Origin of the sequence: Ruminococcus sp. J1101004sp1_RTP21198st1_B9_RTP21198_201120, from assembly GCF_040924245.1 — a bacterium.
GTDB lineage: Bacteria > Bacillota > Clostridia > Lachnospirales > Lachnospiraceae > Blautia_A > Blautia_A faecis.
The window spans coordinates 1-22,314 of record NZ_JBCOMI010000030.1 but is presented as its reverse complement, the minus strand read 5'-3'; the positions used below and the strand labels follow the sequence as shown (position 1 = coordinate 22,314).

General features: G+C 33.2%; 24 protein-coding genes. 2 read left to right on the top strand and 22 right to left on the bottom strand.

Translation table 11 applies throughout. The features are described from left to right. Positions 1 to 29 precede the first annotated feature (29 nt). The 20 genes from AB5618_RS17100 to AB5618_RS17005 form a co-directional block, all read right to left on the bottom strand. Positions 30 to 1,805, bottom strand: coding sequence for an ABC transporter ATP-binding protein (locus AB5618_RS17100; RefSeq protein WP_055056049.1), 1,776 nt, complete (start codon positions 1,803 to 1,805; stop codon positions 30 to 32). A gap of 64 nt (positions 1,806 to 1,869) precedes the next feature. Then, a complete protein-coding gene (locus tag AB5618_RS17095; protein ID WP_081019422.1) occupies positions 1,870 to 2,070 on the bottom strand; it encodes an Apre_1838 family putative sactipeptide bacteriocin in 201 nt (66 codons plus the stop codon). A gap of 63 nt (positions 2,071 to 2,133) precedes the next feature. After that, complete coding sequence (locus AB5618_RS17090; protein WP_227159163.1) at positions 2,134 to 3,687, bottom strand: radical SAM protein; 1,554 nt, start codon at positions 3,685 to 3,687, stop codon at positions 2,134 to 2,136. Positions 3,688 to 3,830: 143 nt separating this feature from the next. Next, entirely contained in the window at positions 3,831 to 5,069 is a 1,239-nt protein-coding gene (locus AB5618_RS17085; RefSeq protein WP_055056051.1) for an ABC transporter permease subunit, read from the bottom strand. Between the two features lies 1 nt (position 5,070). After that, positions 5,071 to 5,958 (bottom strand): ABC transporter ATP-binding protein, encoded by an 888-nt coding sequence (locus AB5618_RS17080; protein WP_055056052.1) that lies wholly within the window; start codon positions 5,956 to 5,958, stop codon positions 5,071 to 5,073. A gap of 131 nt (positions 5,959 to 6,089) precedes the next feature. Then, on the bottom strand, positions 6,090 to 7,154 hold the full coding sequence (locus tag AB5618_RS17075; RefSeq protein WP_368366929.1) for a sensor histidine kinase: 1,065 nt from the start codon (positions 7,152 to 7,154) through the stop codon (positions 6,090 to 6,092). 14 nt (positions 7,155 to 7,168) lie between these two features. Continuing rightward, positions 7,169 to 7,675: a VanZ family protein gene (locus AB5618_RS17070; RefSeq protein ID WP_055056054.1), complete on the bottom strand. Its 507-nt coding sequence runs from the start codon at positions 7,673 to 7,675 to the stop codon at positions 7,169 to 7,171. 11 nt (positions 7,676 to 7,686) lie between these two features. Further along, positions 7,687 to 8,382 (bottom strand): VanR-ABDEGLN family response regulator transcription factor, encoded by a 696-nt coding sequence (gene vanR / locus AB5618_RS17065; RefSeq protein WP_055056055.1) that lies wholly within the window; start codon positions 8,380 to 8,382, stop codon positions 7,687 to 7,689. A gap of 502 nt (positions 8,383 to 8,884) precedes the next feature. Next, positions 8,885 to 9,127, bottom strand: a complete 243-nt coding sequence (locus AB5618_RS17060) for a hypothetical protein (protein ID WP_055056056.1) — start codon at positions 9,125 to 9,127, stop codon at positions 8,885 to 8,887. A 223-nt stretch (positions 9,128 to 9,350) separates the two neighbouring features. Continuing rightward, a complete protein-coding gene (locus AB5618_RS17055) occupies positions 9,351 to 9,932 on the bottom strand; it encodes an accessory gene regulator ArgB-like protein (protein WP_117689887.1) in 582 nt (193 codons plus the stop codon). 4 nt (positions 9,933 to 9,936) lie between these two features. After that, positions 9,937 to 10,086 (bottom strand): cyclic lactone autoinducer peptide, encoded by a 150-nt coding sequence (locus AB5618_RS17050; RefSeq protein WP_081019423.1) that lies wholly within the window; start codon positions 10,084 to 10,086, stop codon positions 9,937 to 9,939. Positions 10,087 to 10,227: 141 nt separating this feature from the next. Further along, positions 10,228 to 10,641, bottom strand: coding sequence for a hypothetical protein (locus AB5618_RS17045; protein WP_026648511.1), 414 nt, complete (start codon positions 10,639 to 10,641; stop codon positions 10,228 to 10,230). Between the two features lie 98 nt (positions 10,642 to 10,739). Beyond that, positions 10,740 to 12,050, bottom strand: a complete 1,311-nt coding sequence (locus AB5618_RS17040) for a sensor histidine kinase (RefSeq protein WP_117689886.1) — start codon at positions 12,048 to 12,050, stop codon at positions 10,740 to 10,742. Further along, on the bottom strand, positions 12,037 to 12,765 hold the full coding sequence (locus AB5618_RS17035) for a LytTR family DNA-binding domain-containing protein (RefSeq protein ID WP_026648513.1): 729 nt from the start codon (positions 12,763 to 12,765) through the stop codon (positions 12,037 to 12,039). Before AB5618_RS17035 ends, AB5618_RS17040 begins: the two co-directional genes overlap by 14 nt. Next, positions 12,766 to 13,140, bottom strand: a complete 375-nt coding sequence (locus AB5618_RS17030) for a helix-turn-helix domain-containing protein (protein ID WP_055056059.1) — start codon at positions 13,138 to 13,140, stop codon at positions 12,766 to 12,768. A gap of 135 nt (positions 13,141 to 13,275) precedes the next feature. Further along, positions 13,276 to 13,938: a hypothetical protein gene (locus tag AB5618_RS17025; RefSeq protein WP_117689885.1), complete on the bottom strand. Its 663-nt coding sequence runs from the start codon at positions 13,936 to 13,938 to the stop codon at positions 13,276 to 13,278. A 233-nt stretch (positions 13,939 to 14,171) separates the two neighbouring features. After that, positions 14,172 to 14,558, bottom strand: a complete 387-nt coding sequence (locus AB5618_RS17020; protein ID WP_270844445.1) for a hypothetical protein — start codon at positions 14,556 to 14,558, stop codon at positions 14,172 to 14,174. A 66-nt stretch (positions 14,559 to 14,624) separates the two neighbouring features. Beyond that, positions 14,625 to 15,407, bottom strand: coding sequence for an ABC transporter permease (locus AB5618_RS17015; RefSeq protein ID WP_117689884.1), 783 nt, complete (start codon positions 15,405 to 15,407; stop codon positions 14,625 to 14,627). 2 nt (positions 15,408 to 15,409) lie between these two features. Then, on the bottom strand, positions 15,410 to 16,195 hold the full coding sequence (locus AB5618_RS17010; protein ID WP_117689883.1) for an ABC transporter permease: 786 nt from the start codon (positions 16,193 to 16,195) through the stop codon (positions 15,410 to 15,412). Beyond that, positions 16,188 to 17,111: an ABC transporter ATP-binding protein gene (locus AB5618_RS17005; protein WP_055056064.1), complete on the bottom strand. Its 924-nt coding sequence runs from the start codon at positions 17,109 to 17,111 to the stop codon at positions 16,188 to 16,190. Before AB5618_RS17005 ends, AB5618_RS17010 begins: the two co-directional genes overlap by 8 nt. A 163-nt stretch (positions 17,112 to 17,274) precedes the next feature. Here AB5618_RS17005 and AB5618_RS17000 point away from each other — a divergent pair, with 163 nt between their 5' ends. After that, a complete protein-coding gene (locus AB5618_RS17000) occupies positions 17,275 to 17,967 on the top strand; it encodes a response regulator transcription factor (RefSeq protein WP_055056065.1) in 693 nt (230 codons plus the stop codon). Next, complete coding sequence (locus AB5618_RS16995) at positions 17,967 to 19,361, top strand: sensor histidine kinase KdpD (protein ID WP_117689881.1); 1,395 nt, start codon at positions 17,967 to 17,969, stop codon at positions 19,359 to 19,361. The genes AB5618_RS17000 and AB5618_RS16995 overlap by 1 nt, the downstream gene beginning before the upstream one ends. A gap of 39 nt (positions 19,362 to 19,400) precedes the next feature. Here AB5618_RS16995 and AB5618_RS16990 read toward each other — a convergent pair whose 3' ends face one another. Together AB5618_RS16990 and tnpA are read right to left on the bottom strand one after the other, a co-directional pair. Beyond that, the gene (locus tag AB5618_RS16990) at positions 19,401 to 21,503 is read right to left on the bottom strand and encodes a peptidase domain-containing ABC transporter (protein WP_055056067.1); all 2,103 of its coding nucleotides are present in this window, start codon (positions 21,501 to 21,503) and stop codon (positions 19,401 to 19,403) included. Positions 21,504 to 21,660: 157 nt separating this feature from the next. Further along, positions 21,661 to 22,131 (bottom strand): IS200/IS605 family transposase, encoded by a 471-nt coding sequence (tnpA, locus tag AB5618_RS16985; protein WP_118408900.1) that lies wholly within the window; start codon positions 22,129 to 22,131, stop codon positions 21,661 to 21,663. Positions 22,132 to 22,314: the final 183 nt, after the last annotated feature.

Below are 22,314 nucleotides of genomic sequence, written 5' to 3'. Positions count from 1 at the left end.
ATTTCCAAAAGGAGAGTAGGCATCATGCATTACCCTTTATTTTTTAGGTTCTCTTGATTATATAAATCTTGATATACACTACAATTTTTCAATAACTCTGCATGTGTTCCTATACCTACTATTTTACCCCCATCTAATACAATTATTTTATTAGCATCCTGTGCAATTTTTACTCTATGGGTTATATATATTGCTATCTTATTTTTACTCACCTCAAAAAAACTCTTAAAAATTTTGGTTTCTGCTGTTACATCTAATGCGGAACTAGGCTCATCCAACAAATATAAATCTGCATTTTTATAATAGGTTCTTGCTAACGCTATTTTCTGCCATTGACCACCTGATAATTGACCTCCTTCATCAAACCAATTTCCTAATCCTCTTTTTAGTTCGTATCCTCTTTCGGTTTTTAAAAAATCAACGTTTGCTTTGCACAATGAATTTTTAATTTTATTTTCATCGACTTCTGTACTAATATCTCCTATATAAACGTTCTCTTCCAATGTACCTTCATACTTTAAAAAATCTTGAAAAAGAACAGATATACAATTCCTGTAACTCTTTACATCAATATTCTCCAAATCAAGATTATTAACAAATAGCTTCCCACTAGTAGGTTTATATAACCCACATAAAATTTTAAATAAAGTGCTTTTCCCAGATCCATTTTTTCCTACAATTGCAATCTGTTCGTTTGATTTAATTTTTAAATTAATGGTAGATAGTGCCATTTTACATTGAGGATAATCGAAAGATACGTTTCTTAGTTCAATTGTCTTTATATTATCTACTTTTGTACCACCTAACGCATTCTCCCCTTCTTTTATTTCTAAAAAATCTTTTAGTAATTGTATATATAAATTTGCGTTATAAATAGAATAAACATTAGAGGCAATGCTATTTGTAGCATTTTGCATCATGGACACAGCATTTAAATATGACATAGTGGTTCCTATCATTTTTTTCCCTACGTAAGCCAAATATATTGCAATAATCATTATAATTATACAAACTATATCTTGTATAAACGAAATAATCATATTTAAAACAGCTCTGGTTTTTTCAATTTCATTGGCTTGTTTTATGAAAGTTTTGACTAAGCTACAATATTTATCCAGCAAATATTTTTTTAATCCATATGCTTTTACCTCTTTAAATGCTGTATCATGTGTAAGTAAATATGTATAATACCACGCTTTTCTTTCTTTTCCACTGCGCTCATATCTCATTAGAAATTCTTTATTACCAACATAAATTTGTCCTATAAACATTAATATTGACACAGCAATCATTATAATCACAAGAATTGGATTCCATGAAAGTAGTATCATTGCGGCTGAAAATAACGAAACTAAATTAGATGCTAAGCCTAATACCCCTTGCATGGTCTGATATGGTTTATTTCCAATTTCTTGTTCTAAACGATTTATCATATCATATGTTTCTGTTCTCTCTAACATTTCCAATGATAAATCCCCACATTTTTTCATAAGAATGTAATTTATTCCATAAACTAAATGATTGTTTAAATTGTTTAAATTATAGCTTGCTAAATTCTGTAAAAGCGATTCCGAGATAATTAGCCCGAAATATAAAATCAAAAGATACACCACATATTGATATGATTGTGTCTTGTTTTGTATTTCATTTAACAACTGTTGCATTACCAATAAGGACGAAACAGGAAGAATTCCATTTATTATAGACAAAATAAATGCCAGAATAAATTTTGCTTTACATATTTTACAAATTAATCTTATCGTATAATAAATCAAAAAAATATTCCTTTTTATTTTTTTTAGCATGATTTTTCTCCTATATAGTGAAGGCGTAGCACATATAGTACTACGCCTTCGTTTTTACTACCTCTTAGAGAGTACTAGAACGGAATGTAGCAACAGCATTTACTCTGTTACCTGTACGATACTCTCCTTCGCCACCACAGCCACAGCCACAATGAACACAACCATCATCATTGCCTCTGTAACCTGCATATCCATCAGTACACATGCATGCTCTCGGCTGCACTCCTGATCCAGGTGTTCTTCCAATTGGATTTACAAACTTCATAACGATTCCTCCTTTCTTTGTAATTTAAATACATCTATGTAAATATAAACGTATTTACCTTTGTTAATGAATTTCCATTTCATTATATTGTTCCAATTCGCTTGGATTTGCCTCCATTAATGCATGATATCGTCTTAAATTGTCTTCCAAATACTTTCTTTCGTTTCGACATGAATTATGTCGATATGAAAGATGTAATCCATTAGCATCGTAGCAATTAACATAACATAATGTACATAAATTAACTGCCCAACATTCTTTACAATACTCTTTTGCTTCTTCTATAAAGTCTTCAACATAAAGTTTCTTAATTTTTTCTTTATCAAATCCCTCATTCACATTGCCTAAACAAGGTATATTTCCTACTTTTTCACAATGTAAAAATTCACCTTTTGTAGTGACATAAATCCTTCTTTGTCCCGGCACGCAGCATCCATTCATTCCATACTGTTGAATAGGTGTTTCTGTCAACAAGCGTTTGTGTATAATCATCATTCCCTTATCCATATAACCATCCGTAAACAAAGTTTTTTCTGTATTATCTGGATTTGATTTATACACTTCTTCCCATTTCATTAAAGGTTCATAAAACTCTTCCATAAACCATCTATCTTCTTTTCCTTGCGGTAAAAAGTAATCACTCTCTGACGGTCCATGATCTACCGTTGCAGTCAAAATCATAACGTCTTTGGGAATCCATTCACTTTTTTCGATAAACTCCTGAATTTTTGTATACTGTTCAAGATAACCTGGTCCCGATACAACCATATTAAATCCAATCTTAGAACTCTTTCCTTCCTTATGGAATGCTTCAAATAGTTTTTTTGCTCCCATAACTGTTTTTTCAAAGCTACCTGTCCCATTAACCATAAGCCGATTTGCATCGTGCATTTCCTGAGGACCATCCAAGCTAATAATAATATTGAAATTATTTTTGGCAAAATACTCTGCGATCTTATCATTTACCAATGTTGCATTTGTAGTGATTGCAAAGGACATATCCTCGCCAAATAATTTTTTAGCATATTCAACTGCTCTTTCAATAAGTTCAAAATTTAGTAAAGGTTCTCCACCATAAAATCCAATGTGCCTATTTTCTGCATTTTGGGAATGCTCTTTTAAAAAATCAATAGCTTTTTTTGCAACATCCCATTTCATGTTTTCATGTCCGAACGCCCTGTATTCTGGATGAGAAGGATGATAAATACAATATTTGCAACGTAAATTACATTTTTCAGTAACTTCAAGAGTAACATTCTCAACCTTATTTTCAAGAATATCATCTAACTCTGTTACTGCATCACCTGTCAGCGTTTTTAATGGTGGAGCTTGTAAAATATGTTCATTTTCCATTGCCGACTTAATTTCTGAAATTGCATCCTCAAACTCACTTTTACTTAATTGAAGATTTTTAATATCTTCGACTGGCATTCCCTCCAATAAACTTTTCAGTACAATGTAAACGTTCGAATTTAATTTGGCAACTTTTCCAGTTCCTGTATCATAAAAATAATAATTTTTTTCTGTCTTAAAAACTTTACCCAAGCGCCCAATTCTTCCATTTTTTTCGATTTCAGATACCAGCGATTCTAAAGATATTTTTTTCTGCTCTTTCACTCTAAACACTCCTTTCATTTGGATTTTTTATTATGAACCGATTATATCAATAAATCCCCCAAAATATATTTTGATGTAACAATTTCGATACTTGATGTAATAAATCCTCTATACTTTATGAATATAGCCCTTTTTCCTTATATTTACATCTGGTGCCTACAATAAGTTCGAACTGTAAGAAATAAGAAAACAGGAATCTCAATCAATGCGGAAATTAATATAGTATACGGTGTCCAAAAACTCATTCCCCCAATATGTAGGTAATTAAAATTGATAAGTTGATACAGAAAATTATTTTGCATACCAAGTCCCGCAGATGGAAAAATAGCTGAAATCCAATTTACCCCTAATGCTGTGTAAGCAAAAGTCGGAATAAGGACTATGCCAATAGCAATCAACAATACCGTCAATGTATCTTTGCATTTTGCTGATAAAAAAAAAGTACAGTAAACACAAGCTAAAACAGATATCAACCCTACTAACGAAATAACAATCTGCATCTGTGCTAAGTCCCAGTTTGGCAAGTTAATAATAGAAAACAACATTTGAACAGAAGATTGTAAACAATTTGTTCCAAATGTGATATCTGAAATTGCTAAGTGCAGTGTAATACACATAGTATACACAACCATCACAATCATACTGGAAGCCAATATCTTTGTAATAGCTAATCTGGTACGACCATGCTTTGCACAACGCAAAATACTATCCGCGCCTGATTGATATTCACCAGAAAAAATAGGCGTGATAATGGAAACACATAAAATTGCCAAAATCATAATATAAAGCTCAACATAGTCAAACGCGTCTTTGGAATATCCTGCATAAAGTTGAAATGGCATATCGACTTTTTTATATTGTTCTAAGGCTTGTTGTTGTGCGGCCGGATGATTGCGTTGCTCATTCCTCATAACATCTGCCAGATGAGTTTCACATTTCTGATAATAATTTTGTGCAACATCTTCTGGATCAATATCCATAAGATCAGGTCCTATTCCAGTTAACGGATCAGCATATAGTTCTGGCAACGCTTTAAGCAATGGACGAATAGGTACAATCTGTTTAATACTGACAGAAAGCGGAAATGTGTCACTTTCCATAGGACCATATTCGTTTATCAAACTTTGATAAATTCTCAAAGCCTCACTCACTTTTTCTGGAGTAACTTCGCCATTTATAGCAGAATATAAATCACGCTTAAATTCGATTGCCTCCATACCATCAAGTTCTGTTTTTGTTCCATCTGGGTTTGGACGATTTATGGACTCAAAAGCAATCGGCAGATATGCCATAACAACAGACATAACCAGAGCCACAGCAATTAAGATAAGTGTGCGTCGTGATTTCAGGACACGCTTTACTTCTAAACAAAATAAACGCATATTATTTTTCCTCCCTTTCGACATCTTCTTGTGGAAACAACCATAAATACAAATCTTCCAAACGCGGCTCCGCAAGAATGGAACCCTCTACTTCGGAGTGCTCTGCAAGATAACGAATAGATATTTGATTATTGTCCTCGCCTCGCTGATTGATAATCCTCAGACGCATTTCATAGTCCATCATCTTATGAGCAGGAATCGCACAGCTCCATACTTTCCCCTCAATCTGTTTTACCAAATCGCTTGTTGTTCCCACATCAATAATCTTTCCAGCTTTCATAATCGCATTACGAGTTGCAATATATTCAATATCAGAAACAATATGCGTAGAAATCAACACAATACGGTCATGGGAAAATTCCGAAATGAAGTTTCTAAACCGTACTCTTTCTCCAGGGTCAAGTCCTGCTGTTGGCTCATCCATAACAAGAATTTTAGGGTCATTCAGCATGGCCTGTGCAATTCCTACACGACGTTTCATACCACCAGATAGTTGTGCAATTTTTTTTCGCTTCACATCAGAAAGGGTAAGAATATCCAACAGATAGTTGATTTTCTTTGTGGTTTCTCTGAGCGGCACATCCTTTAGTGCAGCAACATATTCCAGATAGTCTTTGACCGTAAAATCGCGGGAATAGCCAAAATCTTGTGGCAAAAAGCCAAAGATATTGCGATAATCTGCTCCCATTTTATGAATGTCTTTCCCATCCAAAGATATACGACCACTACTAGGTGTCATAATGTCTGCAAGTATTCGCATGAGAGTGGTTTTTCCAGCCCCATTTGCCCCCAATAATCCCCATACGCCAGTTGTTAATGTAAGGCTGACATCATCGACTGCAGTTTTATCTTTGAACTGTTTGCTGATGTGTTCAATCTTTAATTCCATAGGTGTACTCCTTTCTCTTAAACAAAAAACTGTCCTTGTTCAGTAACTATTGTACCGAACAAAAACAGTTTAATCTCAAAGATATGGAACAAAATCTCCTAAGAAATTCCTAAGATTTTACTTCTAAATGCCTAATCAGAAATGGGAAGCATAATCACAAAAGACACCATCTCATTTTCGCTAAACGCAGTAATGGTTCCACCATGTAATCGTATAATTTCCTCTGCAATCGACAGTCCTAATCCTGCACCGCCTGTATCAGAAAGGCGGGCTTCATCCAAGCGATTGAATTTTTCAAATATGCCAGAAATTTGTTCAGGTTCAATAGTCCGTCCATGATTTTCAAAGTTTATTTGAACGCTATTACCACAACGCTTTGCAGTTATAATAATCTCTGTATTAGGATAGCTGTATGCCGCTGCATTTTTCAAAAGATTACTAAAAACCCTTGCCAGCTTTTCCGGATCAGCATATACAACTAAATCATCATCAACCGTAAAAGCAGCCGAATTGCCTTTTGCAGATAAAGAGGGATATATTTCATCAACTACCTGTGCCAACAAACACTGTAAGTCTACCTTTTCTTTCTTTAACGAGACAGTGTGTGCATTATATTTTGTAATTTCAAACAATTCATTGATAAGCTTTTCAAGTCGTTCAGCCTTACTTAATGCAATTTGAACATATTTTTCTTTCTGTTTTTCAGGCATATCCGGTGCTTCGTGGAGTAAACTTAAATATCCAATCACTGTTGTTAGGGGAGTGCGTATATCGTGGGCCAGATACATAACAATTTCATTTTTCCTATCCTCAGCTTCTTTTGCTACCTGTTTGCTTAACAACACAGACAGTTTAATCTGGTTAAGTTGTTCCTCTAATTCTTTAAGGGGATCAGACAATGCTACAGGATGATCATTCTGCTCATAAACTGTCTGTGTTGCGGAAATAACTTCATCCAAATATCCCCATGGTTTTTTCCAGAAGTAATTAAATATACATACAAAACCAATGATTAGATAGAAAATAAAAATCATATCTATACGCCAGTATAGCCATGATAAAATTTTGCTATCGAATTTCGGAAAAATGAATTCTGCCAAAATTTCCAGTCCTATACCAGTTACAGTATATAAAAATAGTACTAAATATAATTGTACTCCAAGCCGCTTTTCCGTAGTAAGTTGCTTTTTTTTCATAAGCACGCCTCCAATCAATTTAAAAATAAAAGAAGTGCCAACAGACCGATTATGAAGGTGCTCACAATTACAGCAATAACCAAAAATAATTTATCTGCTTTTTCTCGACTTTTTAGCAATCGAGCCACAATAGAATATAAAGCAATACCCAAAAGACCGCCTGCTGTGTTAGTAATCAGGTCGGTAATATCAGAACTACCAATAGCAAGTATATACTGTGTAATTTCCAGCAATAGACTTATTCCAGCAATTATCAATAATTTCAAATAGGATTTGCTCTTAAACAAAAGCATTTGCAGATATATGCCCATTGGGACAAAAATCAATAAATTTTCAAGAACTTCTTTTATGTGAAAATCTACTCCAATCTCTTTATCGTAATAAAATGGAATAATATTTATCTTTCTTACAGTGTCTAAATCATTGATATTGAATTGCAGCTTAAATAATATTATCCAAACCAAAAGTGCCAGATAAATCAAAAAAAGAACTGACACCCCAAATTTTCGCTTTCTTTTCATGGGTTCTCCTTTCAGATTTTATAACCTACTCCCCAAATTGTTTTGATATATTTCGGGGTATCAGAAGTATCTTTTAATTTTTCACGCAAATGTCGGATATGCACTGTGATAGTGCTGCTATTTTTTGAATAATATTCCTCTTTCCATACTGCATGAAATAAATATTCAATGCTTACAACCGTCCCGGCATTTTCCAACAAAACATTAAGAATTGAAAACTCGGTCGGAGTCAGCGACACATTCTCACCATCCAATAGACATTCATGTGTCTGCACGTTCAATCGTAATTTATTGTATGAAAGTTCTGGCTTTATTCCTTCTTCACTTGTAACGGATGAATATTTTTTGTAGCGTCGTAGCTGGGCTTTTACTCTGGCAACCACTTCCAAAGGACGAAATGGCTTTGTCACATAATCATCGGCACCTAATGTAAGTCCAGTAATTTTATCTGTTTCCTCAATTTTGGCAGTTAGCATAATAATGGGGTAAGTATATTTTTCACGAATACGCTGACATAAGGAAAAACCATTTATATCCGGGAGCATAATATCAAGAATAGCAAGATCTATATCGCCCTTTTCAATACAAGGTATTGCATCTTTAGCACAGTAATATTTATAAACAATGTAATTTTCATTTTGCAAATAAACTTCCAGTAAATTTGCTATATCCTTCTCATCATCTATAACTAATATTTTTTCGCACATACCATCATCACCCTCTTTCCATAATTTGAATTATAACAAATTTCCTTTATTTATTCATTATGATTTTCATTAAAAACTATTAAGATTTTCATAAGAACTTTTATATATACAAACACTTCTGCCTTTTCGTGCTATTTAATTATAATCCTATTAAGAATTCTTGATATCGTTATATAAAGCTCTATTACTTACCAGATGTTTTTTGTACAAGTCAACATCTATCTTAATTTCCTCTATAATTTTTTCTCTATCTTGTTATCCCATGTCCATTATCTTTCAAAGCAATTTTATGCTGACTGTCAGCCGCGGCATCCTTCTAAAATTGATTTTTAAGCTAAAAGGTATAAAAGCAAGCTAAAGTTTTCCCTTTCTTTTCTCAATATTATGTGTTAGTGATTTCATGAGATGTCACAAGATTGCTCACATCAGTTGACGCTCGTTTGGTTAACTTTCTGTCACCAGTCAGTTAGGCAATACCGCCTGTTTCCAGGCGGTACCTGCTTTATGAAGTTACCATCCTAAGCATCTCGTGTTCCACAACGAACTTGATCATATAATCATCGATCAATCGTTTCTGATTTTGAAACGCATACATCAAAGCTTTTTCACAGACACGGTTGATCATCCGTGGGATTCCTGCAGATGCCTTATGGATCTCATCCAATGCCTTGGTTGTAAATATCTCTTGCTTACATCCTGTACAGTGCATATCGATGCGTTGACGGATGACTAACTGTTTCTTCACACGCTTTCCTTTTGTATGCTGATGGCAGTATACAGGTTAATTCAGAGACAGGCAAGTAAATCAGTTGTTTGATGATTCATGAGGTCAACAACAATTATGGTATCTTTGTATTCCGAAAAAATATTCTGCATCTTTTCCTCCCACAACAGTCTTTTCTATATTTCTGTACAGTTTTACCATTTTAAATAAAAAACGCGGAAACAATAATATTTTATCATTCCCGCTAATTTTTCTCTTTTTCAACTTTATACTTTATGATGCCGATACATTGTGATATAAAAACGGTCAACGCTGTCAACGCAATCAAGGATAAATATTTTTTCATACCTAAAGCTGTACAACAGCCAGCAGCAATGAAAATAGCTCCTAGTATTTTACCTGTTACTTTTCGGCAATGTTCCTTTTCTTCTTTTTTCAACTCATGGTTAATGTTTTCTACAGGAGAAAGTTTCCATATACAAATGGAACTGACCAAAATAATCCCCCAAGCCACAAACAGCTCTAATGGATATTTGTTATTAATTTGCAAAATCATAACTTGAACAGTAACAGAGCATATAAAACAAGCCTTAAAGCTATTCAGATGTACACCACCAGCATAGGTTCTTAAAAACATAAAAACACCTGTAGACACAAGGAATTCTGGGATTGTATGCAAGTATATCGCTATACTCATACAGACGAATAGGCAAATTAACATCTCTAATCCAATCTGAAATCCATATTGATATACTGCATACAATTCCTCTGAAACTGCACCGGCATCAATAACGTATCTTGTTATTTTTTCCGATAATCTTCCCATGAAATTAAAGTTTCTTCATTTTTTTCAATGCTTCTGGCATCTTTGGCTGATGATAAATATAACAGCAAGCACTGTCCGCTGACATTTTACCAAGTTTCAGAGATAAATTTGCTAATACTTTTGCTGGCTGATTTTTTAAATTTTTAGATTTCATAATTAAAATCTCCTTTCATTTGTTTACCAATACATTACTACAAAAAATCTCCCATTCGGTTCTCTTGTAAAAAAACCGAGTATTGATGTAATTTTTCCCAAAAAGGCAGCAAAAAAGAAGCAATGTTTCTCCGGTTCTTTCTCAACATTGCCTCTTTTTTGCTGATGTATGTTTTTTTATATACCAATTCCATAAAATCAGGTTCTCTATCTTTTTCTTATATTTTCGTGTGTTATCTATTGTTTCTATATAATCGTAAGCTCCTGCTTTCAGTATAGAAAAAATATCCTGTATTGATCCCCCTTCGCTAATAGCAAGAATAGGCGTTAAATGCCCCAAACTCCCTTTTATTTTTATAATAGCCGCAAATGCCCTTTCCCTCTCTATTATCTCTTTAGTAAAATGGAAAATCACAACATCTGCCGTTGGATATCTATTGTTTTCCAACTGTTGATAAGTACACCATTTTAATTGGTGTTTTTTCCCAATAATCCTTTCAGTACTGTTATACAGTTTCTCATCATCACTAAACAGCAATATTTTCACGCTATCCATATATCAGTCCCCATACCGCATACCAAATTTATCTTTCCATTTTACCATTCTTTCCTTTCTCATTATTTTTTATGTAATTATTTCGAGTGTTCATGTAATTATTCCTGCACATTACTATATAAGACTATCCGAATTTTAAATTTTCCTGGTTCTGAATCCTCTATTACCACTGATCCATGATATTTTGCTACTGCCCGATACACAGAGGCTAAACCTACTCCATGATTTTCTGCATCTGACTTTGTAGATTTCAAGCGGTTATCTCTTGTTTTTAACAGCTTCCCTTTATAACTATTGTCTACGAACAATAATAGATTATTTTTATCAAATTTCATTTTGACATTTATATATCTATTTTCTTCAACCTTCTCTGCTGCTTCCACTGCATTTTCCAGTAAATTTCCCAATATCAGACTCAGATCAGCTCCTTTAAAAGGCATTATCATCGGAATACAAATATCCGTTTTAAAAATTATTCTTTTGTTTTGGGCAGTTACATACCAATATCCAATAAGTGAATCAATCACAATATTCCCACTATTCGATATTGAGGCAATCACCATACCGCCCTCTCCCATAATTTCTTCAATAAAACCTGTCATTTTTTCATATTCTTTATTTTCTGCATAAGCAAGAATGGAAATAAGATTATTCTTCATATTGTGTTTTATATCCCGCAACTGCAACATTGAAAGTTCTCTTTCTTGCTGATGACGTTCGCATAATTCCAGTTGCTGTTCATATACTGCTGCCATTCTCCTTAACCGCAAATCATCAGCCAACTTCATATAGACATAAAATATCAATATGTTCATACCAAGTAAAATAAGTACAGTAAATGTAGAGTTTATACGAGTACGTCCATTATTATTTGCAAATCCAAGCATAAATATATTGTTCATGATATAAATGCTTCCTGTTGGGATCAACACAAGTAAAATACTGTATCTGACCGGCAATTCCTTAATATCATCATCTGTGAACACTTTCTTTAATGCAAGAATTACTGCATTAAAAAATATTTTTGAAACGAAAGAGCCTACTTGGCGAACTGCAGCATATTGAGGGCAGTATGTTAGCAAAATATAGTTGCACAGGGTTTCCATCAACATCCAAATCGCATTAAAGGTAATTACAAATACACCTTTGTTCCACCATCTACCTTCATAAGTCATCATAACTGCCAAAAACGTAAACATAATCGTCACAGCAATATTGATGTAGGCAGGAAAACTAATAATCGTTGTTATTCCAAATTGCCAAATCACGAACAGCGTTATACCGATCACCGACAAATACCTTTTTCTCTTACGAGCAAAAAATATATCGAAATAAAAAAAGAATAAATATACTGCCCAAAGGCAAAGCAATATATCTATCCCACACATTAATACCCTATTCGTCCACATAAAACGTATCCTCCATAGAACAATATTGTTCACTAATTATCTTTCTCCGGTCTTCACTGATTGAAATTTTTTGTCCATTATCCATTACTACAGAATCATAAGATTGTCCGGATATATGTTTATAATTCACCAGAAAAGACTGATGAACTCGCAAAAAAGAAATTTTACATGTTTTAAGGGTTTCTTCAATCTCATTAAGTTTTCCGTACAGTTCAAGGATTTCTTGTTCCGTTACAATAAATATTTTTCGTTTGTTGCTTTCAAAATATAAAATATCCTTGATTGGTACTTTATGATTCATACGTTGATAACTATAGCGAAAATAAAAATCTTCACTATTAATGTCTTCATATACCGACTTAAAGCACTTTTCCATTATTTTATCTGTTACAGGTTTTACAAGAAACTGAAACGGTCTTACCTCAAAGGATTCCCTCATATAACTTTCATGGCTCGTAACATAAATAATTCGCACATTTTTATCGTATGTTCTAATTCTTCTAGCTGCCGAAATACCATCTTCTTTATCCATTTCTATATCCAGATAAATAACATCATACCTCTCACCTGCTGCGATAGCATCTGCTAAACTCTTTCCATTCCAGAATACTTCTATTTCAGTATCAACAAAATTTCTTTTAGCTATATCCTGGAGAAGTCTTTCGATTTTTCCAGTTATTTGAATATCATCATCACAAATTGCTATATTTAACATTCACTCCACTCTCTTCTGCATGTTTGCTGATTTTTTCTTCTCACTCGTTTTTTTTACTATTTGTATAATTGACCAAATCATCTCCTGATCACATGGATCTAACTCTTTATACACTTCCACTAAATCGTAATATTCGTCTAGTACTTCGTTCATTTTCATCTGCCCATTCAAATCTCTTTTTACATCTGAAACTCCCAGCAAATAATCTGTTGTTACATTGAAGTAAGCAGCAATCTTTTTCAGAATATCTACTTTTATTAACGTAACATCTCTTTCGTACTTACTCAACATTTGCTGTGTTATCCCTAATTCTACTGCAAGGATTTCCTGTATTAACCCTCTTTTCTCACGTAATTGTTTAATACGACTTTCCATAATTGCCTACCTCTTAATCATGTTGTACTATCATGCTACCCTATTTCATTCATAGCGATACAAATAATAGAAGTAATCAATTACGCAAAATATGCAAAATACGAAGACGAGCAGTGCAATCGCACTGCTCAAATCTTATTCATGTAGCCATATAAATGATGTTGTTGCGGAATATATTTCCTGATAAATAATATCCGCCATTTCACTTTCAGAAGCTTCTTTATTTTTTTCTCCTATTTCTCTTCCCACTTCATTGTTATGTAAGTCCATATCTCTATGTGCTGTTTTTGGATATCCGTCTGATTCTGTTCCTGTAACATCTTTGTCTTCATGAGCAGTTGCAAATAACTCTGCTCTTTCTTTTCCTATTAAAACAGTCATTTCAGCATTCCAAATTCCATGACGAAAAGCATCACTTCTATTTCCTAAACCATTTGTCCCAAATTTTGCCTCTGTCTGCGAAGTAGCAATATTTTTTGCTTTATTTACCTTTAGGGCATCAAAAGGATAACGAATACATAGTTTCTTTTCTGAATCTGTAAGCGCATTCCAAATATCTATAATCCCCCTTTCCACATCTTGATGATTGGCTTCCAAAAAAGACATGAGCATTTCTTCTGAATAATCTGGGTGAGTAGCCTTAATGTTCTGGATTTCTGCAATCAATTTTTCAAAATCCCTTTCTTCTGCACCAATCAAATCACTTCTTTGCTGGTCATTTTCGCTTGCCATAACAGAGAATGGAAAAGCCATTATCACCACCAGCATTAGGCTGAATACTTTAAATAGTTTCTTCATAGAATATACCTCCGATCTCATATTATGATTATATTTTACCATATTTAATGTACTATCCCATCTACATGTAATTTTTTCGATTCCCTGTGTAATAATTCCCATAGAGGCATTTTCAAAAAAAAGAATGGCAGTATTAAACAACCGCCATTCCACTCTTCATATACTTTTTACCACAGTAAAATGCAACCAAACCTGTATCTTCCAAATTTACCCATTTTTAGCATTTTCTATCTTTATTTCACTTCTATTTTTACTGTTCCTGAAAAATCATTACCTACAATCCCGATATAATTACTGCCATCTGGTAATGTTATTGTATTTTCATAAGTACCTGTTGTTTTTATTAAAGTTTTAGGTTCATTGCTACCAGAAATAATGAATATTTCAGCTTCTCCTTTTGTTATTTCTAGGTTACAAAACAATTCAACCTGCTTCCCTGCCGCTCTTTCTATTGTTGTTCCTCCAAAAAGATATTCTGTATCAGAAAATTTTTTGTACTCTGCTTGATATGTCCCCGTATAATAATCTTCCCCATAATCTCTTTTCCCTTGCAGGTTTATATCATTGGTTAATTGTACTTCTCCCACCTTTTCGACTACTGCATTATATTTTTCCAACACCTCCTCTTTTGAACACCCAGACAATAACAAGCAAAACATTAGAATAAAGAAACAACTTTTTTTCACTTATAACCACCCTTTCTTTGGTTTGACTTTTTTTGTTTTTGTACGAGTTTTTTTGTTCTCCTTTTCTTTCATTGTTGCGACTAAAATTACAGAAATAGCGACAATAATTATCAAGCTACATAAACACAATGGAAAACTCCATTGTACGGATGTATCATAACTTCTATACCCAATTAATCCCAGACTTGCAGTAATAGGATATATATTAGCCAATGTCATATTTCCTGCTGCAAACATACCTCCATATCCATACACAAAAGCAACAATGACACCTATCATAAAGCCGCCTGATAGTCTGCTTGTTATAACAATAATTGGTAATACCGCTAGATACAAAAGTAAATTTTCCAATGTTATTTGTACTAGCCCTTGGATTACCAAATTTACTGTAAATCCAGGAAAACCAACTATACACTCTGCAATTAACGTAAATATCGTACAAATAAGCCCAAATAATATTGATAACATTGCACATACAATAAGTTTTCCTACCAACAACTTTTTAAATGAAATTGGAATGGTAATAATATTCTTCAAAACATCGTCTTTTTCTTCCCGCGATATAATATATCCAGCAATCAAAGCTATGCACATTGGGAAAATCATTGACATATTATTTTTGATTACCTGCTCTATTAAGTATCGAAAATCCCATACAGATCCATCATTAGCCATAGAAGTAAAAAGTGTCAATAGAACAGAGAGTAGCATAAGAGCTATCCCCGCCCATATAATATGATAACGTTTTAATTTCAATAATTCTGTTTTTACAATAGTCCTCAATTTTATTCCCCCCTTTTCTTGTACAAACAGTCAATTAATAGTATTGAAATTCCTGCCATAATCCCAAGAATTAATATTACTTGAAAAGTTGAAGGAATTAATCCATTCATTTGTACAAGGTTCATATTAATTCCATGTCTTTTCATATCTCCAGCACTCCAAAATGTTGTAAGCGGCGTAGGAAGTAACCATAATATTGTCTTTGGTAATGCATCGAAAAGTGCTGTTGCACTCATATTTAAAACGCTATAAAAAATACATAATAAAACAGAGAAAACATAAGTACGACTAAAAAATACCACTATAACAATCAATGGTAATGTTCCTGCGGTAATAAATATTCCTGTTTCAACCGCCAGAAATATTTTGTATCCTAAACCGTATACATCTAACGTAAACATACCAACCAGAACTGTTGCTACCGTTGATGCTATGCAAAATACAACGCCTATAATAAATAGCACTATAATTTTTGCTGTAACTACTTGCGTACTGGATAGTGGGATTGTTTTAATATTTTTAAATGTATCATTATCACGTTCAATAAAAAACAACATAGCAGCTACTACTCCGATAATACAGGGTAATAAAAATTGGATTCCATACCCCAATACCATATTAAATAGTCCGTCAAATGCGTCCGCTTTATCAATATATTGCTCCATCATAGCTGGTGTTGTCATTAAATAAGCCAATGGAAGCGGAAACATAAATGCAGCTAAAGTTACTAAAAGAATAAACTTTTTTCTTTTCAGTTTTTGAAATTCAACCTTAACTAATTTAAGCAATTCCTTCACCTCCGGTCACCCTTTTAAAATAATCTTCCAATGTTTCTTCGCATAAATGAACTTCTGTAATTTCCAATCCTTGCTTTACAAAAACATAAGTAATTTCTGATCTAGGGATTGTTGTATTATATAATTGAAGTCTATTTTTATCACATATTTGAAAATCATCACATTCAAATTCTTTTCTTAAAATTTCCGCTGCGCGCTGGCTATCCGATACCATAAAATTGACATAGCGACTATTTTTTTTCGCCAATTCTTTCATACTTTCTTCTTCAAGTAAAATTCCCTTATCAATAATCCCTATATCATCTGCCAGTAATTCTATCTCTGATAATATGTGACTAGAAATCAAAATAGTTTTTCCCTGAACATCACATAACTCTCTAATAAACGAACGTACCTCTGCAATACCTATAGGATCCAAACCATTAATAGGCTCATCTAATATCAGCAAATTGGGATTGTGCATAACTGCCAATGCAATGGCCAGTCGTTGTTTCATCCCAAGTGAATATTCCGCAAATAACTTTTTATCACGATAGGGCAAACCGACAACTTCCAAAGCATCTCTTACACACTTACTTTTATTTAATCCTCTAAGCTCCGCAAAAATACGAAGATTTTCAGTCCCAGTCAAATTAGGATAAAATCCTGGTGATTCTATTAAACTACCTATATGCGGTAAAATATCTTTACTATTGGTTTCCATACTTTTCCCAAATATTTTTATGTTTCCCGATGTCGGTTTTGTTAATCCTAACAGCATTTTCATTGTAGTCGTTTTTCCTGCTCCATTACGTCCCAACAGTCCATAAATTCTTCCTTTTTTCACATGCAAGTTCATTGCAGAAACACTCTTTTGCTCTCCATACTGTTTTGTTAAATTATTGGTTTGAATAATATATTCACTCATTTTTTTATACCTCCTTTTTTTATACTGTAATTATATACCAACTACATTGAGATTTCCTTGAAGTAACCTTGAGGTAACCTTGAGATTTTCCTCTTTCTCTATACTTCTTTTTCCACAAGATGTATAATAATTTAAACTATAAAATTTTAGGAGATAAAAATATATGTATGATAAATTTATACTTATCGTTGATGATGAACAAGAACTACTCACCCTTATTAAAACAATATTTGAAAGAGCAGGCTATACAAAAATAATGACCGCAACATCTGGAGAAATGGCTTTACAAATAATAAGAGAAACTCTACCTGACATGGTTATTCTTGATGTTATGTTACCTGGTATGGACGGATTTGAGGTATTGCAAGAAATCAGAGCCCTCAGTAAACTTCCGGTTCTTATGCTGACCGCCAAAGATGCAGCCGAAGATCGTTTTTCTGGTTTTGAATTGGGAGCAGATGATTATTTAATCAAACCATTTTTGCCTAAAGAACTATTGTTACGTGTTCAAGCTATTTTAAAAAGAAGTTATCCTACAGAGAAACGAATTATAGAATTAGAAAATTCTTTTATAGATATTGATAAGGCAGAAATACATCGTGAAAATAAAATTATTCCTTTGACTGCTAAAGAATACAATATATTATTAAAACTTGTAGATAATGCCAATCACATTGTAACAATAGGAACTCTTTGCCAAACTGCTTGTGGTGAAATGTGGCAAGGGTATGAAACTACCCTCATGACACACATTCGGCATCTTCGAGAAAAAATCGAAAAAAATCCTTCTTCTCCTGTTTCACTGCTAACAGTTAAGGGGCTAGGATATAAATTGCTAGTGAAAGGAGTAAAATAATGAAGCTTGCCAAGCGTTTTTTTAAAAAATATCTTCTTTCCACCCTTATTATATTGATTTTATTTTTTGTACTAAATATTATTTTAATATGTGGGACTTTACTCATGGCATGGAATAATTCTACTGATCCAGATATACCCGTCCAAACCATTAGCAAAAATATCACGCTCAATGTAGATGGAACAATTTCTTCTACTGATTATATAGAAAATATTCTAAAAAATAAAAGTGCCTGGGCGATGATTTTAAACGAACAAGGAAATGTCATTTGGGAAAAATTTTTACCCGAAGAATTGCCAAGAACCTATTCAAATTTACAAATAGCCAAGTTTAGTCGGTGGTACTTACAAGAATATCCTGTTTTTATCCAAGAACATTCTGCCGGCTTATTGGTTATCGGGTGCGAACCTAATAGTATAACAAAATACAATTTTTCAATAGATATTAATTATATTCACAGCCTAATAGTCGGTATCTTTTTAATGATTTGTTTTAATATATTACTGATATTTATATTATTCTGGCGTAATACACATAAAATAGAAAAATCTATAGTGCCAATCATTGACGGTATTGACTCTATTGCTCAGGGAAAACCCATTACCCTTTCAGAAACAGGTGAACTTTCAAGTATAAATGCTGAACTAAATAAGGCTGGAAAACATCTTCTACAAAAAGAACAGGCGCGTGCCGAATGGATTAATGGTGTTTCGCATGATGTCCGGACACCTCTTTCTATTATTTTGGGATATGCTTCTGAAATCGAAAAAAATGAAGATGCTTCGCAACCTGTACAACTACAAGCAAGTATAATTCGTAAACAAAGCGAAAAACTCCGTAGCCTAATCGCAGATTTAAATTTAACTTCAAGACTAGAATACTCTATGCAGCCTTTAATAAAAACCAGTTTTTCTCCTGTGGAAATTGCCCGCCAAGTAATCATTGGCTTTATGAATGGACCAATAGACAACAAATATTCTTTTGATTTTCATTCATCATCTGATACGATTCCAGTATTGATCAAAGGAGATACGGAACTTTTTTCAAGAATGCTAAGCAATCTAATTCAAAATTGTATTAATCATAATCCTCATGGTTGTGAAATAACAGTTGAAATTTTAAAAGAAAATGATACCTGTATTATTTCCGTCATTGATAATGGTGGCGGTATGACTTCTACACAAATAGAAAAAATGAATAGTGGTATTTTTCCTAATAATATGTACAATTCAAATGGGGAGTCTGTTCATGGATTTGGTCTAAAATTGGTTTACCAAATATTAACCGCCCATAACGGAAATATCAAATATGAAAATATACTTCCTCATGGCTTAAAGGTCATATTAGAGATACCTATTGAACATATTGATCCGTATGAAGAAAAGATCTCTTAAAAGAACAGGTGAAAGCCATTATCTGACTTTCACCTGTTCTTAATTATTTACACTATCATAATATGCGCCCTTTAACTGAAGTAGTTCCACATGTGTTCCGGATTCAATTATTTTTCCTTTTTCAACTACGTATATTGTATCAGCATCTTGTATGGCATTCAGTCTATGTGTAACTACAATCTGGGTAATATGTAGTTGTTTCAAATTATTACATATTCTTCGTTCTGTAAGAGGATCTAAGTTGCTTGTGGCTTCATCAAAAATAATAACTTCCGGTTTCAGTGCCAATGCTCTTGCTATAGCAATACGCTGTTTTTGTCCTCCTGAAATGTTCTGTCCATTTTCTCCCACAAATGTATTAAGTCCCAATGGGAATTTTTCTATATCATCTTTCAGTTCTACTAAATCTAAATAATGATATATTTCCTCATCTGTCAACGTATTTGTAATATCCACGTTTTCTCTAATTGTTCCATTCATTGCCATTGGAACCTGAGTAACTATGGCAAATATCCGATCTATATCCTCTTTGCATATTTGTTTTATATCTTCCCCGTTTACTAAAATTTGTCCTTGATAATGAGAAAAGACGTTCAATAATAATTTTGTAATTGTAGTCTTTCCACTTCCTGAACTTCCTACAAATGCTATCTTCTCCCCCTTTTTTAGCATCATACTAACATTCTCTACATCTGGCTTCGTGCTTCCATAGTAAGAAAATGTTACTTGCTGCATTTCCATAGACTCAAATGAATTAATATGCTGAGTACCATTTTTACGGTTAGATTTATAATTCATTAACTCTTTTAAACGAATCATTGTTTCCTTTAAAACATTAATTTGAGGTACCACCAAAGATAGAGTTTGAAATGGACCTGTAAAATATCCGGCAAGTGTGACAAAGGCTATTAACGTTCCTAATTCCAACCTATTATCACAAACCAAGTATCCTCCTATAACGTAAAGTATCAATGAAGAAGCTATTGAAAAAGCCCCCACCACCGACTCCATAATATCACTTATTTGTACACGCTCACGTAATCTCTTAATTAAATGCTTATAATCCTGTTTCAGACTATCACTCAGCATATTCTCTATTCTCATGCACCTTATTTGCTGGATATTAGTCAAAGTTTCTACCATTCGTGCCTGTAATGCACTCTGATCTGCAATATAATTTTTAACCTTTATTCTAGCTTTTTGATTTAAAATCATTACTATTGTTATCTGTATAACAGTCATTACTATTATAACTGCAAACAATGGTATTGACTGTGTTATCATCATTATTCCGCAAAAAACAGCAGTAACCACATCTATCACTGTTGAAATTAGAGCTGTTGATATAAATTCGTATATATCACTGACACTATTAAAGCGATTTTCAATATCTCCTGATGAATGGCTTTCAAAATAACTTAAATCAATATCAAATATTTTATTCAGCATTAAAAATATAGTATCTTTGTATATATTATTCTGTAAAATAAGTATTACCCTTTTTTTAGCTAAATTTGCAAGTAAATAACTTAATGCCACTGATAATATCAGTAACGCATATTTTACAAAATTGAAGCCTAATGTATCATACGTTATTTCATTGACTATTTTTTTTATAATGAGCGGTGGAATCAATATAATTCCCTGTGTAACCAACGTTAGAATACTTGCCAGAAATAATTTGCTTTTATTTATAGGTATAAGAAAAGACTCACGTTTCTCACGTTTATAATTCTTTTCTGTTGGTCGAACACATACAAGTACATCTAAAAAATTCTTTTTAATATATGAATAATCAACCTTTTCTTTTCCTTTTAAAGGATCTAAAAGTATATATTTCCCATATTTTTTCTCCGCAACTACAACATAATGATTTTCTTTTGAACACATGATAATCGGTAAACATTTTATCAAATTTTCTTCGGTTTCGTAGTTTCCATACGCCTTGAATGAAAAATTATGTTCTTCCGTAATTTCTTTCATTTTTGCTAAAGACATACCATTTCTTCCAATACTTGTTGTAGCTTTTAATTCACTAATATCTATCTTATATTTATAATATTGGAAGATCATTGTCAATGCTGCTATACCACAGTCTGTTGTCCCCATCTGGCGAATCAATGGCACACTTTTTTTGTGCATAAATACACCTCCCTAGTATAATCACGACCACCGGCTTAGCCGGTGGTTTGCTTTGACCCTATAAGGGTCTATTACCGGCACTGGAGTCTAAAGACTCATCGAAATAGGTTCGCCAAGCGCAACATCATTTACCTACAAAGCCCTTTCGGGCTTATCTTTATTTGTTACGTTTTACTGGCTCACCCGTAAACGGGTCAATATACTCTTTCAGTGTCATTTGATCATATTCCAGATCATCCTGTAACTGATTTGCTATATATTCCTGTATTTTCTTTGCATTTTTCCCTACCGTATCTACATAATATCCGCGACACCAGAAATGTCTGTTTCCATATTTGTACTTCAGATTTGCATGTCTTTCGAATATCATTAATGTACTCTTTCCTTTTAAGTACCCTACAAAATACGATACACTTATGCTTGGCGGAATTTCTACTAACATGTGTACATGATCTGGACATATCTCTGCTTCAATAATTTTTACACCTTTTCTTTTGCATAACATACTCAAAATATCTGCTATATCCTGTTTAATTTTTCCATATGCTACTTTTCTTCTATATTTTGGTGCAAAAACAATATGATACTTACAATTCCACTTTGTATGTGATAAACTATTATTATCCATATGGATACCTCCTGTGTATATTAGTGCGGTTGGCGAACCTACATTAATTATACCACCGGAGGTTTTTTTCTGTAAGCTGAAGCAATGCTGACTCACCTGCATAGCACAACATCATAAACTTAAGAAAAAAATGGAAAGGAATCTGTTCGCAGGTTCCTTTCATTGTGTTAAAATATAGGCAGG

What these genes read in the sequence shown, in the direction of transcription:
- AB5618_RS17030 (WP_055056059.1), bottom strand. Translation starts at nt 13,140, where the DNA reads ATGGAAAGTCGTATTAAACAATTACGTGAGAAAAGAGGGTTAATACAG.
- vanR (WP_055056055.1), bottom strand. Translation starts at nt 8,382, where the DNA reads ATGTGCGAAAAAATATTAGTTATAGATGATGAGAAGGATATAGCAAAT.
- AB5618_RS17045 (WP_026648511.1), bottom strand. Translation starts at nt 10,641, where the DNA reads ATGGATAGCGTGAAAATATTGCTGTTTAGTGATGATGAGAAACTGTAT.
- AB5618_RS17095 (WP_081019422.1), bottom strand. Translation starts at nt 2,070, where the DNA reads ATGAAGTTTGTAAATCCAATTGGAAGAACACCTGGATCAGGAGTGCAG.
- AB5618_RS17035 (WP_026648513.1), bottom strand. Translation starts at nt 12,765, where the DNA reads ATGTTAAATATAGCAATTTGTGATGATGATATTCAAATAACTGGAAAA.
- AB5618_RS17040 (WP_117689886.1), bottom strand. Translation starts at nt 12,050, where the DNA reads ATGTGGACGAATAGGGTATTAATGTGTGGGATAGATATATTGCTTTGC.
- AB5618_RS17050 (WP_081019423.1), bottom strand. Translation starts at nt 10,086, where the DNA reads ATGAAATCTAAAAATTTAAAAAATCAGCCAGCAAAAGTATTAGCAAAT.
- AB5618_RS16990 (WP_055056067.1), bottom strand. Translation starts at nt 21,503, where the DNA reads ATGCACAAAAAAAGTGTGCCATTGATTCGCCAGATGGGGACAACAGAC.
- AB5618_RS17085 (WP_055056051.1), bottom strand. Translation starts at nt 5,069, where the DNA reads ATGCGTTTATTTTGTTTAGAAGTAAAGCGTGTCCTGAAATCACGACGC.
- AB5618_RS16995 (WP_117689881.1), top strand. Translation starts at nt 17,967, where the DNA reads ATGAAGCTTGCCAAGCGTTTTTTTAAAAAATATCTTCTTTCCACCCTT.
- AB5618_RS17070 (WP_055056054.1), bottom strand. Translation starts at nt 7,675, where the DNA reads ATGAAAAGAAAGCGAAAATTTGGGGTGTCAGTTCTTTTTTTGATTTAT.
- AB5618_RS17025 (WP_117689885.1), bottom strand. Translation starts at nt 13,938, where the DNA reads ATGAAGAAACTATTTAAAGTATTCAGCCTAATGCTGGTGGTGATAATG.
- AB5618_RS17100 (WP_055056049.1), bottom strand. Translation starts at nt 1,805, where the DNA reads ATGCTAAAAAAAATAAAAAGGAATATTTTTTTGATTTATTATACGATA.
- AB5618_RS17080 (WP_055056052.1), bottom strand. Translation starts at nt 5,958, where the DNA reads ATGGAATTAAAGATTGAACACATCAGCAAACAGTTCAAAGATAAAACT.
- AB5618_RS17000 (WP_055056065.1), top strand. Translation starts at nt 17,275, where the DNA reads ATGTATGATAAATTTATACTTATCGTTGATGATGAACAAGAACTACTC.
- tnpA (WP_118408900.1), bottom strand. Translation starts at nt 22,131, where the DNA reads ATGGATAATAATAGTTTATCACATACAAAGTGGAATTGTAAGTATCAT.
- AB5618_RS17055 (WP_117689887.1), bottom strand. Translation starts at nt 9,932, where the DNA reads ATGGGAAGATTATCGGAAAAAATAACAAGATACGTTATTGATGCCGGT.
- AB5618_RS17005 (WP_055056064.1), bottom strand. Translation starts at nt 17,111, where the DNA reads ATGAGTGAATATATTATTCAAACCAATAATTTAACAAAACAGTATGGA.
- AB5618_RS17075 (WP_368366929.1), bottom strand. Translation starts at nt 7,154, where the DNA reads ATGAAAAAAAAGCAACTTACTACGGAAAAGCGGCTTGGAGTACAATTA.